Source organism: Cellulomonas sp. ACRRI, assembly GCF_022346185.1.
Lineage (GTDB): Bacteria > Actinomycetota > Actinomycetes > Actinomycetales > Cellulomonadaceae > Cellulomonas.
Genome location: NZ_JAKRMS010000043.1, coordinates 1 through 14,508, shown reverse-complemented (window position 1 = coordinate 14,508; position 14,508 = coordinate 1). Strand labels below are relative to the sequence as shown.

General features: G+C 75.0%; 8 protein-coding genes. 2 read left to right on the top strand and 6 right to left on the bottom strand.

The features are described from left to right. Window positions 1–1,638, top strand: a complete 1,638-nt coding sequence (locus tag MHY85_RS09900) for a succinic semialdehyde dehydrogenase (RefSeq protein WP_239195907.1) — start codon at window positions 1–3, stop codon at window positions 1,636–1,638. Window positions 1,639–1,844: 206 nt separating this feature from the next. Here MHY85_RS09900 and MHY85_RS09895 read toward each other — a convergent pair whose 3' ends face one another. The 4 genes from MHY85_RS09895 to MHY85_RS09880 all read right to left on the bottom strand — a co-directional run bounded on the left by MHY85_RS09895 (window position 1,845) and on the right by MHY85_RS09880 (window position 9,779). Continuing rightward, a complete protein-coding gene (locus tag MHY85_RS09895; RefSeq protein ID WP_239195906.1) occupies window positions 1,845–3,602 on the bottom strand; it encodes a tetratricopeptide repeat-containing diguanylate cyclase in 1,758 nt (585 codons plus the stop codon). A 211-nt stretch (window positions 3,603–3,813) separates the two neighbouring features. Further along, window positions 3,814–5,001, bottom strand: coding sequence for an acetate/propionate family kinase (locus MHY85_RS09890; protein ID WP_239195905.1), 1,188 nt, complete (start codon window positions 4,999–5,001; stop codon window positions 3,814–3,816). Then, complete coding sequence (gene pta / locus MHY85_RS09885; protein WP_239195903.1) at window positions 4,998–7,073, bottom strand: phosphate acetyltransferase; 2,076 nt, start codon at window positions 7,071–7,073, stop codon at window positions 4,998–5,000. Before pta ends, MHY85_RS09890 begins: the two co-directional genes overlap by 4 nt. Before the next feature lie 216 nt (window positions 7,074–7,289). Continuing rightward, complete coding sequence (locus MHY85_RS09880; RefSeq protein ID WP_239195901.1) at window positions 7,290–9,779, bottom strand: phosphoketolase; 2,490 nt, start codon at window positions 9,777–9,779, stop codon at window positions 7,290–7,292. Between the two features lie 241 nt (window positions 9,780–10,020). On the opposite strand from MHY85_RS09880, the gene MHY85_RS09875 reads away from it, so the two are divergent. Then, window positions 10,021–10,899: an SURF1 family protein gene (locus MHY85_RS09875; RefSeq protein ID WP_239195900.1), complete on the top strand. Its 879-nt coding sequence runs from the start codon at window positions 10,021–10,023 to the stop codon at window positions 10,897–10,899. A gap of 1 nt (window position 10,900) precedes the next feature. On the opposite strand, the gene MHY85_RS09870 is transcribed toward MHY85_RS09875, so the two are convergent. Together MHY85_RS09870 and MHY85_RS09865 are read right to left on the bottom strand one after the other, a co-directional pair. Next, complete coding sequence (locus MHY85_RS09870; protein ID WP_239195899.1) at window positions 10,901–12,634, bottom strand: ABC transporter ATP-binding protein; 1,734 nt, start codon at window positions 12,632–12,634, stop codon at window positions 10,901–10,903. Beyond that, a partial coding sequence (locus tag MHY85_RS09865) for an ABC transporter ATP-binding protein (RefSeq protein WP_239195898.1) occupies window positions 12,615–14,508 on the bottom strand: 1,894 nt, incomplete at its 5' end. The genes MHY85_RS09865 and MHY85_RS09870, both read right to left, overlap by 20 nt.

Below are 14,508 nucleotides of genomic sequence, written 5' to 3'. Positions count from 1 at the left end.
ATGGTGCCCGAGCACGGCGTCCTGGACCCGGAGACCGACCCCCTGGCGACGTACGTCCTGGAGCCGGACGACCTGCGCGACCTGGCGGAGCGGGTCGCGAGCTCGCCGGCGGCGGGGACGCGCACCCACCACGCCCCGTGGACCCGCGCGCCGCTCGCGACCCTGCCGCAGTCGACGCCCGACGACGTCGCCCGGGCGGCGCGCGCGGCCCGTGCGGCCCAGCGGCGGTGGGCGGCCGTCGCCGTGCGGGACCGGGCGCGGCTGCTGCTGCGCGTGCACGACCTGCTGCTGCAGCGGCAGAGCGACGTGCTCGACCTCGTCCAGCTGGAGAACGGCAAGGCCCGCGGCGCCGCGTACGAGGAGGTCGCCGACGTCGCCCTGCTCGCGCGGCACCTCGGCCGGGCCGCCGCCCGCTACCTCGCGCCCGAGCGCCGGCCGGGGCTGGTGCCGGGCCTGACCTCGGTGCGGGTCCGGCACGACCCGGTGGGGGTCGTCGGCGTCGTCGCCCCGTGGAACTACCCGCTGAGCCTGACCCTCGGGGACGTGCTGCCCGCGCTCGCGGCCGGGGACGGCGTGCTGCTGCGGCCGGACCCGCAGACGCCGCTGACGGCCCTGTGGGCGGTCGAGCTGCTGGAGGACGCCGGGATGCCGCGCGGCCTCGTCCAGGTGGTGCTGGGCGACGGCCCGACGGTCGGGGCGGCGGTGGTGGACCACGTGGACCACCTGGTGTTCACCGGGTCGACCGCGACCGGCCGGGTCGTCGCCGCCCGGGCGGGGGAGCGGCTGGTCCCGAGCACGCTCGAGCTCGGCGGGAAGAACGCGATGTACGTCGCCGAGGACGTGGACGTCGAGGCCGCCGCCGAGGGGGCGGTCCGGGCCTGCTTCGGCGGCACCGGGCAGCTCTGCATGGCGGTCGAGCGGCTGTACGTGCACCGGGAGGTGTACGACGCGTTCGCCGCGGCGTTCGCCCGCCGGACCCGCGCGCTGCGCGTCGGCACGGGCCTGGACCACCGGTCGGACGTCGGCTCCCTGACGTCGGCGGAGCAGCTGGCCCGCGTCGTCGAGCACGTCGAGGACGCGCTGTCGGGCGGGGCCCGGGTGCTCGCGGGCGGCGTGCACCGCACGGACCTGGGTCCGTACGTCTACGAGCCGACGGTCCTGGAGGGCGTCGGGGAGCACGCCCGGGCGTTCCGGGAGGAGACGTTCGGGCCGGTGGTCGCGCTGTCCCCGGTCGCCTCGGACGACGAGGCCGTCGCCGCGGTGAACGACTCCGCGTACGCCCTCGCCGCGTCGGTGTGGACCCGGTCGCCGCGGCGGGGCGCGGCGCTGGCCGCCCGGCTGCGCGCCGGCAGCGTGTCCGTGAACGACGGCTACCAGGCGGCCTGGGGGTCGGTGGCGGCGCCGCAGGGCGGGCGCGGTGCGTCGGGCTGGGGGCACCGGCACGGGCGCGAGGGCCTGCTCGCGCTGACGGCCACCCGGACCGTGGCCGTGCAGCGGGGCGTCCACGGCGTGCGCGTCGCGGGCCGGACGCTCGTGCCGCCGCTCGGCCCGGGCAGGCTCCTGGCGGGCGACCCGGAGCGCTGGACCGCCACCGTCACCGCGGCCCTCCGCGCCGCGAGGGCGGCCCGGCTGCGCTGACCGCCGGGCGCGCCCCGCGCCAGCGCACCAGGACCTGCGCCGACTCTCCGTTTCCGGACTCCGCGCACGGCTACCGACAGAGGCGCGAGACGGAGACTCGGCGAGCGTCGGCGCGGGACCACGGGGCGGCGCGGGCCGCGCGGACGGCGCAGGTTGCGGCGCGTGCGCGGTGGGGCGCGGCGCGCGCGAGGCGGCGCGGGGCGCGGTCAGCTGGGCTGGCAGGCGGTGGCCGTGCCGGCCGAGGGGGTGCGGGGGTCGCGGGCGGTGCGCGGGACCGGGACCGGCAGCGGGGCGGGCGAGGACGGCACGCCGTCGAAGACCACCCGGTTCCGGCCCTGGCGCTTCGCGCGGTAGAGGGCCGCGTCCGCCCGGGCCACCAGGGTGCCGCGGGCCTCGCCGTCCGCGGCCATCGCGCCCCCGAAGCTCACCGTCACCCGCAGGCCCTGGGACAGCTCGTGCCACGGGTACCCGGCGATCGTCGCGCGGATCCGCTCGCAGACGGCCAGCGCCTGCTCGTGCGGGGAGTCGAGCAGCACCAGCGTGAACTCCTCGCCGCCCACGCGCGCCGTCGCGTCGCCGACCCGGACCGCGCTCGTCATGATCTGCGCGACCCGGCGCAGCACCTCGTCGCCGACCGGGTGCGAGTGCTCGTCGTTCACGGCCTTGAACAGGTCGATGTCCGCGACGACGTAGGCCAGCTCGGCCTCCCGCCCGAGGCGCGCCGCGAGCACCGCGTCGAGCCCGCGGCGGTTCAGCAGCCCGGTGAGCGGGTCGTGCGCGGCGTCGTGCTGCAGGGTCTCGTTGAGGGCGGTCAGCTCGGCCGCCCGCTTGCGGGCCTGGTCGCGGGCCTGCCGGACCCGCTCCACGTCGAGCTGGGCGTTGACGACGATGCCGCGGCGCTCGGCGGCCTGGTCGCGCTGCGCCATGACGGCCTCGTGGTACCGGCGGTGCGTGTCGAGCGCCGCGCGCAGGTCGCCGGCGTCCTCGTGCACCTGGACGAGCTCGAGCAGCACGTCGGCCCGCTCCATCGGGCGCAGCGACTGCTCCGTGAGCAGCAGGCCCTCGTGCAGCGTCGCGACCGCGCCCGCGTGGTCGCCGCGCAGCCGGCGCAGCCGCCCGAGGGCCGCGTGGTACCGGATCGTCAGGTAGCGGGCCGCGACGCGGGGGAGCGCGGCCTCGGCGGAGGACAGGGCCGCCTCCGCGGCGTCCAGGTCCCCGCCGGCCATGTGCGCCCGGGCCAGCCGCACCTGCGCCTCCGCGGCCATCCGCGGGTTGCCGGAGCTGCCGCCGTCCGCGTCGGGCACGCCGCGCGCGGCCTCGAGCCCGCGGACCGCCAGCTGCACCGCGCGCTCGGCCAGCGCCCGGGCGCGCACCGGGTCGGTGGCCCGCAGGGCCTCGCTCTCGTCGGTGTCGAGCTTGGCGAGCCCCGACAGGGTGGCGCAGGTGCCGTCGGGGCGGTCCAGCTCGGGCCAGAGCCGGGCGGCCTCGTCCAGCAGCTCGCGGGCCTTCTCCGGGAACCGGCCCATCGAGATGTAGGTGTCGGCGAGGTTGTTGAGCGCGGCGGCGAGGCCCTCGGTGTCGTTCAGCTCGCGCCGGATGTCGAGGGACCGGTCGAGCAGCTCCAGCGCCGACAGGTTGTCGCCGAAGCCGTTGTAGACGGCGGCGAGCCCCTGGAGCAGCCGGCCCTCCCAGGCCCGCATCCCGTGGGTCGTCGCGAGCTCGAGGGCGTGCTCGATGGCCCGCAGCGCGAGCGGGTCCTCGCCGAGCAGGTGGTGGGCCCAGCCGCCGTTGTACTGCAGCTCGATCTCGACCTGCACGGCGCCCTCGGCGCGGGCCTCCGCGAGCAGGGGCGGCAGGGCGGCGACGCACAGCGCGGGGGCCGCGTCGCACAGCCGGTCGACGCGGTCCAGCTCCGAGCGCCAGTAGGACTCGCGGTCCTCGGCGATGGCTCGGGCATGCGTCATGTTCGTCGTATCGGCGGCACCCCGTGGGGGCTGGAGCCGTCGATCGGGTGAAGTCCGGTGGGCGGACAGGTGACGTCCGCAGGGCGGGAAGATGACGAGGCAGGGACCGAACGGGTGACGCGTCAGGGACGCGCGGCGGCCCCGGACGCGCGCAGGGCCCGCACCGGAGGTACCGGTGCGGGCCCTGCGCGCGAGGGCGCCGTGGCGTGCGTCAGGCGATCGCCGCGACCGACTGCCGCGCGATCTCCAGCTCCTCGTTCGTCGGGATCACCAGCACGGTGACCTCGGCGCCGTCGGGGGAGATGACCTTCGGCTCCTTGATGCGGCCGGCGTTGCGCTCCGGGTCGACCTGGATGCCGAGGCGCTCCAGGCCCGCGAGGGCGTTGAGGCGGACGATGTCGTCGTTCTCACCAATGCCGGCGGTGAACGTGATGACGTCGACGCGGCCGAGCTCGGCGTAGTACTTGCCGACGTAGCCCTTGATGCGGTGGTAGTAGACGTCCAGGGCGGTCTTGACCCGCTCGTCGCCCGCGGCCACGGCGTCGTGCACGTCGCGCATGTCGGTGTAGCCGGACAGGCCGAGCATGCCGGACTTCCGGTTGAGCAGCTCGTCCAGCTGGTCGATCGTGTAGCCGCCGACCCGCGCCAGGTGGAACAGCACGGCCGGGTCGATGTCGCCGGACCGGGTGCCCATGACCAGGCCCTCGAGCGGCGTCAGGCCCATCGAGGTGTCGATGCACGCCCCGCCGCGCACGGCGGACGCCGAGGCGCCGTTGCCGAGGTGCAGCACGATGGTGTTCAGCTCCTCGAGCGGCCGGCCCAGGAACTCGGCGGTCGCGCGGGACACGTACAGGTGCGAGGTGCCGTGGGCGCCGTACCGGCGGATCTTGAACTCCTTCGCGACCTGCTCGTCGATCGCGTAGGTGTACGCGGCCGGCGGCATGGTGCGGTGGAACGCGGTGTCGAAGACCGCGACGTGCGGGATGTTGGGGAACGCGTGCCGCGCGGCCTCGATGCCCGCCACGTTGGCCGGGTTGTGCAGCGGGGCGAGCGGGGACAGCTCGTCGATCTGCGCGAGCACGGCGTCGTCGATGACGGCCGGGCCGTCGAAGACGTCGCCGCCCTGGACGACGCGGTGGCCGACGGCGGTGAGGTCCTCCTCGCGGAGCTGCGGGCCCTGCTGCTCGAACAGGTCGAGGACGAGGCGCATGCCGGTCTCGTGGTCCGGCACCGGCTGCTCGAGCACGGTCGCGCCGGAGGGTCCCTCGTGCTTGACCTTGCCGACCTCGAGGCCGATGCGCTCCACGATGCCGGAGGCGAGCGCGTCGCCGGAGGTGGCGTCGACCAGCTGGTACTTGATCGACGAGGAGCCGGAGTTGATGACGAGGACGTGGTTCACTTCGAGCCTTCCGAGGTCAGGGCCTGGGCCTGGATCGCCGTGATGGCGACGGTGTTGACGATGTCCTGCACCAGGGCGCCCCGGGACAGGTCGTTGACGGGCTTGCGCAGGCCCTGGAGCACCGGGCCGACGGCCACGGCGCCGGCGGAGCGCTGCACGGCCTTGTAGGTGTTGTTGCCGGTGTTGAGGTCCGGGAACACGAACACGGTGGCGCGGCCGGCCACGGCCGAGTCGGGCATCTTGGTCTGGGCGACCGAGGCGTCGACGGCGGCGTCGTACTGGATCGGGCCCTCGACGCTCAGGTCGGGGCGGCGCTCGCGGACCAGCTCGGTGGCGGTGCGGACCTTGTCCACGTCGGCGCCCGAGCCGGACGACCCGGTGGAGTAGGACAGCATCGCGATGCGCGGCTCGATGCCGAACTGCGCGGCGGTCTCGGCCGAGGAGATCGCGATGTCCGCGAGCTGCTCCGCGGTCGGGTCCGGGTTCACGGCGCAGTCGCCGTAGACCAGGACGCGGTCCTCGAGGCACATGAGGAAGACCGAGGACACCACGGAGGTGCCCGGGGTGGTCTTGATGATCTCGAAGGACGGCTTGATGGTGTGCGCGGTGGTGTGCGCGGCGCCGGAGACCATGCCGTCGGCGAGGCCGAGCTGCACCATCATCGTGCCGAAGTAGGACACCGAGGACACGATCTCGCGGGCCCGCTCCACGGTCATGCCCTTGTGCTTGCGCAGCTCGGTGTACTCCGCGGCGAACCGCTCGAGCAGCTGGCCGGCCTTCGGGTCGATGACGGTCGCCGCCGACAGGTCCAGGCCGAGCTCGGTGGCGCGGGTCCGGATCGACGCCTCGTCGCCGAGGATCGTCAGGTCGGCGACCTCGCGCTGCAGCAGCGTGGACGCGGCGCGCAGGATGCGATCGTCGTTGCCCTCGGGGAGCACGACGTGCTTGCGGTCCGACCGGGCCCGGTCGAGCAGCTCGTACTCGAACATCAGCGGGGTGACCACCTCGGGGGCCGGCACCTCGAGGGCGGCCAGGGCCTCCTCGGCGTCGGTGTGCTTCTCGAACAGCGCGAGGGCGGTGTCGACCTTGCGCTGCGAGTCGGCGGACAGCCGGCCGCGGGTGCCGGCGGCGGCGGACGCGGAGGCGAAGGTGCCGAGCTCGGTGCGGATGATCGGCAGCCGGCTGCGCAGGCCGTCGACGAGGCGGGAGACCGTGGCCGGGGGCTCGAAGCCGCCGTTGAGGATGATGCCGGACAGCGACGGGAAGCCGTCGGCGGCGTGCGCCATGAGCAGGCCGAGCAGGATGTCCGACCGGTCGCCGGGGACGATCACGACGACGCCGTCGGACAGCCGCTCCAGCAGGTGCTCGATGGACATCGCGCCGACCAGGACGTCGGTCGCCTCGCGCGGCAGCAGCTCGGCGTCGCCGCCGACCAGGGTCCCGCCGACGGACTCCATGAGCTGCCGGACGGTCGGCGCGACGAGGAACGGCTCCTCGGGCAGCGCCCACGCGGTGGCGCGGGTGGAGAGCTCGGCGCGGATCGCGTCGAGGTTCTGCGGGTCGCACCGGTTGGCGACGATCGCGACGACCTGCGCGTGGCCGGCCTCGAGCTCGGAGGCGGCGACCTCGGCGACCTGGCGGACCTCCTCGGGGGAGCGGCCCTGGCCCTTGACGCACAGCAGCACCGGCGCGCCGAGGTTCGCCGCGATCCGCGCGTTGAAGCCGAGCTCGGCCGGGCCGGCGATGTCGGTGTAGTCGGTGCCGACCACGACGACGACGTCGCAGTCGCGGGCCACCGCGTGGTACCGCTGCACGATGGTCGCGAGCGCGGCCTCGGGGTCGTGGTGCACCGCCTCGTACGTGGTACCGATGCAGTCCTCGTAGGACAGGTCGACGCCGTCGTGGGCGAGCAGCAGCTCCAGCACGTAGTCGCGGGTCTCGGTGGAGCGCGCGATGGGCCGGAACACGCCGACCTTCTGCACGGTGCGGGTCAGCAGGTCGACCAGGCCGAGGGCGACGGTCGACTTGCCGGTGTCCCCCTCGGGGGACGTGACGTAGATGCTGCGGGCCACGGGCGGGCTTCTTCCTCGTCGGCGTGGGCCGGGGTCGCCGGCCGTCAGGTGGTGGGATGAATTCTGCCGGACGTCCGCCGCCGGGGCTGCGTCCGAGCCGGGTGACGCGGGCCACCCGGGGGCCCTCCCGGCCGTCTCGCGGCCGCCCCGTGTGACCTAGGTCCCAGAAGGCCGATGGCCCGCACCGGGTGGTGCGGGCCATCGGCCGCGTGCGGGCTACTCGTTGTCGCCGCCGGTCGCGAGGGTGGCGGTCGACTGCTGCGGGCCGCCCTCCTCGGTGCCGGTCTCGCCGGCGTCCGGCCACACCCAGTCGCGCACCTCGGGGAGGTCCTCCCCGTGCGCCCGGGTGTAGTCGTGGGCGCGGAGCCGCGCGTCGACCATGCGCTGCCGCAGGCCCGCGTACTTCGAGCCGAGCGACGGCACCTGGTCGATGACGTCGATCACCAGGTGGTACCGGTCGAGGTCGTTGAGCATGACCATGTCGAACGGCGTCGTGGTCGTGCCCTCCTCCTTGTACCCCCGCACGTGCAGGTTCTTGTGCCCCTTGCGGCGGTACGTCAGGCGGTGGATCAGCCACGGGTAGCCGTGGTACGCGAACACGATCGGCTTGTCCGTCGTGAACAGCGTGTTGAAGTCGCGGTCCGACAGGCCGTGCGGGTGCTCCCGCTCGTCCTGCAGCCGCATGAGGTCCACGACGTTGACGACGCGGACCTTGAGGTCGGGCAGCTCCTCGCGCAGGATGTGCGCCGCCGCCAGGACCTCCAGCGTCGGGACGTCGCCGGCGCAGCCGAGCACCACGTCCGGGTCCTCGCCCTCGACCTCGGTGCCGGCCCACTCCCAGATGCCCAGGCCGCGGGTGCAGTGCGCGACGGCCTCGTCCATCGACAGGAAGTTCGGCGCGGGCTGCTTGCCGGACACCACGACGTTGACGTACTGCCGGCTGCGCAGGCAGTGGTCGTACGTCGACAGCAGGGTGTTCGCGTCCGGCGGCAGGTACACCCGGACGATCTCGGCCTTCTTGTTCACCACGTGGTCGATGAAGCCCGGGTCCTGGTGGCTGAAGCCGTTGTGGTCCTGCCGCCACACGTGGCTGGACAGCAGGTAGTTCAGGCTGGCGATCGGCCGGCGCCACGGGATGTGGTTCGTGACCTTCAGCCACTTGGCGTGCTGGTTGAACATCGAGTCGACGATGTGGATGAAGGCCTCGTACGAGGTGATCAGGCCGTGGCGGCCCGTCAGCAGGTAGCCCTCGAGCCAGCCCTGGCACTGGTGCTCGGACAGCATCTCGACGACCCGGCCCATCCGGGCCAGGTGGTCGTCGACGTCCGTCGGCAGGTACTCGGCGTTCCACTGCTTGTTCGTCACGTCGAACACGGCCTGCAGCCGGTTGGACGCCGTCTCGTCCGGGCCGAAGATCCGGAAGTTGTCCGGGTTCCGCCGGATGACCTCGGTGAGGTACTTGCCGAGCTCGCGCGTGGCCTCGGAGATCGAGCCGCCGGGCACCGGCACGTCCACCGCGAAGTCGCGGAAGTCGGGCAGCCGCAGGTCCTTGAGCAGCAGCCCGCCGTTCGCGTGCGGGTTGTCGCTCATCCGCAGCGTGCCGCCGGGGGACAGGGCCGTGATGTCGGCCTTGACCGAGCCGTCCGCCTCGAACAGCTCCTCCGGGCGGTACGACTTCAGCCAGCCCTCGAGGACGTGCAGGTGCTCGTCGGTGTCGCGGGCGCTGGCCAGCGGCACCTGGTGCGAGCGCCAGGAGTTCTCGACCTGCTTGTCGTCGATCACCGGCGGGCAGGTCCAGCCCTTGGGGGTCTTGAAGACGATCATCGGCCAGGCCGGGCGGGACTCGTCGCCCGCGGCGGCGCGCGCCTTGATCTCGGCGATCTCGTCCAGCACGACGTCCAGCAGCTCGGCGAACCGGGCGTGCACGGCCGCGTGGTCCTCGCCGTCGAAGCCGCCGACGAACAGGTGCGGCTTGTGGCCGTACCCGCGCATGAGGTCGAGCAGCTCGTCCTCCGGGATCCGCGCGAGGACCGTCGGGTTGGCGATCTTGTACCCGTTGAGGTGCAGGATCGGCAGCACGACGCCGTCCTTGGCCGGGTCGATGAACTTGTTCGAGTGCCAGGACGTCGCCAGCGGGCCGGTCTCGGCCTCGCCGTCGCCGACGACCGCCGCGACCAGCAGGTCCGGGTTGTCGAACGCCGCGCCGTACGCGTGGGACAGGGCGTAGCCGAGCTCGCCGCCCTCGTGGATGGACCCGGGGGTCTCCGGGGCCACGTGGGACGGGATGCCGCCCGGGAACGAGAACTGCCGGAACAGGCGGCGCACGCCCTCCTCGTCCGGCGTGATGTCCGAGTAGACCTCGGAGTAGGTGCCGTCCAGGTAGGCGCTCGCGACCAGGCCCGGGCCGCCGTGGCCGGGGCCGGTCAGGTAGAGCGTCGACTGCTGGCGCTCCGCGATCACGCGGTTCAGGTGCGCGTACAGGAAGTTCAGACCCGGCGTCGTGCCCCAGTGCCCGAGGAGCCGCGGCTTCACGTGGTCCTTGGTCAGCGGCTCGCGCAGCAGCGGGTTGGCCAGCAGGTAGATCTGCCCGACCGACAGGTAGTTGGCCGTCCGCCACCAGGCGTCGATCCGTCGGAGCGTCTCGTCCGACACCGGCTGGCCGGAACCGGCCCGCCAGGTCTCGGGCCTCGACGTCGTCGTAGTCATGCTCTCTCCCCGTTTCGCTGAACCACGGATGTGCCGTGGGCCCGGTCGAGCACCCCCCGCCGGGCCCCCTCAGCCTTGCGGCGCCTCGCGTCGCTAGCCGGGACGTCCGACCTAGGGCGTCCCGTGGCTGCTCAGGCAGCCGTCAACCATCCAACCCCATGGACCTGCCGGGCGCACCAGGCGGGGCGGCCGGTCCCGGCCCGGTTCCTCGGCGCACAGGCGCGCCGGGTACCGTGCTGCGGTGCCCCCGACCCCGACCCAGCCTGCGCCTGCGCCGCCGCCGACGCTGTGGCGGGTCGCCCGCACGCCCCGGATGGTCGGGCTGCTCGTGCTGTTCCTCGCCGTCGCCGCCGTCTGCGGGCGGCTGGGCGCCTGGCAGCTCGAGCGCGCCGAGGTGCGCGGCGCCGCCGCCCAGGCGGCGAAGCTGGCCGAGGTCGAGGCGCAGGAGCCCGTGCCGATCGCCGAGGTGCTGCTCCCGCAGACGACGTTCGACGGCGCGCTGGTCGGCCGCCGCGTCGAGGTGACCGGGGAGTACGAGGCCGACGGGCAGCTGCTCGTGCCCGGGCGCGCGCTCGACGACCGCACCGGCTCGCTGGTGCTCACCCCGCTGCGGGTCGTGTCGGACGACCCGGCGGCCGACGGGGCGGTGCTGCCCGTGGTCCGCGGCTGGGTGGCCGGCGAGGACCCCGCGGCGGGCGGGCTCGAGCCGCCCGCGGGGACCGTGACGGTGACCGGGTACCTGCAGGCCTCCGAGGACTCCGGCGACCCGCACGGGACGCAGGCCGCGGGGACGACCGACACCATCTCCTCCGCCGAGCTGCTCGGTGTGTGGGGCGGTCCCATCTGGACGGGCTACGCCGTGCTGACGAGCTCGCAGCCGGCGCAGCCCGCCGCCCTGGAGCTGCTGCCGCCGCCCACCCGGTCCGGGACCGGGCTGAACATCCAGAACCTCGGGTACGCGGCCCAGTGGTTCGTGTTCGGCGGGTTCGCGGTGTTCCTGTGGGTGCGGCTCCTCAAGGACGAGGTGCTGCGGCTGTCGGGGGCGTTCGACCCGGAGGAGGAGCCCGCACCCGAGCAGGAGGCGGGCGGCGCCGCGGCCGACGGCGCGCGCCCGGCCTGACCTACTCCCGCTGCCAGGAGTGCCAGAGCGAGGCGTAGTCCCCGCCGGCGGCGACCAGCTCGTCGTGCGGCCCGATCTCGCTGATCCGCCCCGCGTCGACCACGGCCACCCGGTCCGCGTCGTGCGCGGTGTGCAGCCGGTGCGCGATCGCGACGACCGTCCGGCCGTGCAGCACCGCCGACAGCGACCGCTCCAGGTGTCGGGCGGCGCGCGGGTCGAGCAGGGAGGTGGCCTCGTCCAGCACGAGCGTGTGCGGGTCGAGCAGCACCAGTCGGGCGAGCGCGATCTGCTGCGCCTGGGCCGGGGTCAGCGCGGTGCCGCCGGAGCCGACCGGCGTGGCGAGGCCCCCGGGCAGGGCCCGCACCCAGTCCCACGCGTCGACGGCGCGCAGGGCGCGCTCCAGCGCCGCGTCGTCCGCGGCCGGGTCGGCGAGCCGGAGGTTGTCCGCGAGCGGGCCGACGAACACGTGGTGCTCCTGGGTGACCAGCGCGACGTGGCCGCGGAGCTCGTCCAGGGGCAGGTCGACCAGGGGCACGTCCCCGACGGTGACCGAGCCGCCGGTGGGCGGGTGGATGCCGGCGAGCATGCGGCCGAGCGTCGACTTGCCGGCACCCGACGGGCCGACGACGGCCAGCCGCTCGCCGGGACGCAGGCCCAGGTCGACGCCGTGCAGCACGTCGTGGCCCTCGCGGTAGGCGTACCGGACCGCGCGGGCGGTGACGTCCGAGCCGGCCGGCCGCGCGTCGCGCGCCGTCCGGTCCGGCGCGACGTCCGCGACCCCGAGGATGCGGGCGAGCGACGTCGCGCCGACCTGGATCTCGTCCAGCCAGAAGATCAGCTCGCCGATCGGGTGGATGATCTGCGTCGCGTACAGGGCGATCGTCGTGACCGCGCCGATCGTCGCGTGGCCGGTCGAGACGAGGTACGCGCCCCACGCGAGCACCGCGACCACCGGCAGCACGAACGACGTGTCCACGCCCGGGAACAGCACGGAGCGCAGGTTGAGCGTCGCGCTCTCCGCGGCGAACGCCTCGCGCAGGTCGGCGTCCACCCGCGCGCGCCGGCGCGCGCCCAGGCCCAGGGCGTCGACGGTGCGGGCGCCCTCGACGGACTCGGTGATCGTGCCGTTGAGCGTGGCGTACGCGGCCGACTCCCGCAGGTAGGCCGGCGCCGCGCGGCGCAGGTACCAGCGGGTCACGGCCAGGAGCAGCGGCACGCCGGCGAGCAGGCCGATCGCGACGAGCGCGTTGGTGGCGAACGCGGCGACCAGGGTCAGGACGATCGTCGCCGCGGTGACGAGCAGCCGCGGCACGCCGAACCGGACGGTGTACTGGACCCGGTCGATGTCGGTCGTGGTGCGCGCGACCAGGTCGCCGGTCCCGGCCCGCTCCACCGTGGACAGCGGCAGGCGGGTGACCGTCGCGACGAACTCCTCGCGCAGCTCGGCGAACACGCCCTCCCCGAGCACCATCGCGGCGCGCTGGGCGTACCGGATCAGCACCGTCTGGGCGAGCACCGCCACGACCAGCACCAGGACGGTCCGGTCGACGGCGGCCGTGTCGGTGCCGGTGACCACGCCGTCGACCAGCCGGCCGAGCAGCCACGGCCCCGCGAGCCCGGCGGTGGCGGCGAGGACGTGCAGCAGCACGACCACGCCGAGGCCGCGGCGGTGCCGGCGCAGGAGCGCGGCGGTGTGCCGGCGCAGCGCGGCGGCGTCAGCGACGGGCAGCTTCACGGCGGTCCTCCTCGTCGGTCGTGGGGGTGGGTGCGGCGTCGGCGGGCGCGCCGGCGGGCTGGTCGTCGGGCTCGTCCTCGGCGCGATCGTCCTCGGCGCGGGAGACCACCGAGCGGTAGGCCGCGCCGGTGGCGTCGCGGGCCGTGACCAGGTCGCGGTGCGTGCCGGTCGCGACGACCCGGCCGCCCGCGACCAGCGCCACCTCGTCCACGACGTCCAGCACCAGCGGGCTCGCCGTGACGACGACCGTGGTCGCGCCGCGGCGTGCGTCCGCCAGCCGGCGGGCGATCCGCGCCTCGGTGTGCGCGTCGACGGCGCTGGTCGGCTCGATCAGCACGAGCACCTCGGCGCCGGTGAGCAGCGCGCGGGCGAGCGCGACCCGCTGCCGCTGGCCGCCGGACAGCGAGCGGCCCTTCTCCTCCACCTCGCCGTCCAGCCCGCCGGGCACCGAGTCGAGGACGTCCCCGGCGTCGGCGACCCGCATCGCGTCGAGCAGCGCGTCGCGGTCGGCGCCGCCGCGCACGTCGAGCTCGTCGGCCAGCAGGCCGGTGAACAGGTGCGGGGTGGACTCGGCGACCACGACCCGGCTGCGGACCTCGGCCAGGCCGAGCTCGGCGAGCAGGGTGCGGCCCCAGCGGACCCGGGACAGGCCGGGATCGGCGTCCGCGGCGCCCGGTGCCGGGACCGTCCCGTCCTGGCCGGAGTCGTCCAGGTCCTCGTCGTCCGCGCCGCCGTGCCGCTGCGGGCCCAGCCGGCCGAGCCGCAGCGCGAGCCGCGCCGACTCGTCCGGGTCCGCGCTGACCAGCGCCGTGATCCGCCCGGGGCGCACGACCAGCCCGCTGCCCTCGTCCACCAGCGGCTCGCCGACGGCGGGGGACGGCGCCGGGGCCGCCGGGTCGTCGGACCCCGCGACCGGCACGGACAGCACCCGGATGATCCGGCGCGCGCCGACCACCGCGCGGGTGGCCACGCGGATCGCCTCGCTCGCCGTCCACAGCGGCTGGGTCAGGAACGCCGCGAAGCCGTAGAACGCCACGAGCTGGCCCGGCGTGATGTCGCCGCTGATCGCCAGCCGGGCGCCGGCCCAGACGACGACCGCGAGGAACAGCCCCGGGAGCAGCGTCTGCAGCGCGTCGAGCAGCGACTGGGTCTGCGACACCCGCACGCCCGCCGCACGCACCTGCTGCGACTGCGCCCGGTACCGGTCGGCGAACACGTCCTCGCCGCCGATGCCGCGCAGGATGCGCAGGCCGGACACCGTGTCCGCGCCCAGCGTCGTCAGCCGTCCCGTGGCCTCGCGCTGCTCGGACTGCCGCCGCTGCAGCGGGCGGACGAGCAGCGACAGGGCCGCGACCACGACCGGCAGCCCGACCAGGACCAGCAGGCCGAGCGGCACCGAGGTGCGCAGCAGCACCACGCCGAGCACCAGGTACGCCGCGATGCCGCCGACCAGCCGCGGGACGATGGCGTACACCTCGCCCATCCGCAGGGCGTCGGTGGCGACGGTCGCGACCACCTCGCCCGTCGGCAGCTCGTCGGTCACGGCGTCGCCCGTGCGGGTCACGTGGTGCCCGACCTGCTGCGAGGACGCGAACGCCGCGCGCAGCCAGTTCTCGACGTCGAGCCGGTGGCCCCAGACGTTCGTGCCCACCTGCACCATGCCGAGCGCGAGCACGCCGAGGCAGCCCAGCCACAGCGCGGCGCTCAGGCCGTCGTCGAGCCCGTCGTCCACGACGCGGCCGAGCTGCCACGGCAGCAGCGCCGCGGCGACGTTGCCGACGACGGCGACGGCGGTGGCCCCCGCGAGGACCCCGAGCTGGCGGCGCCCCTGCCAGAGCATGAGGCGCCAGGGGCCGGTCAGCGGTGGTCGGCCG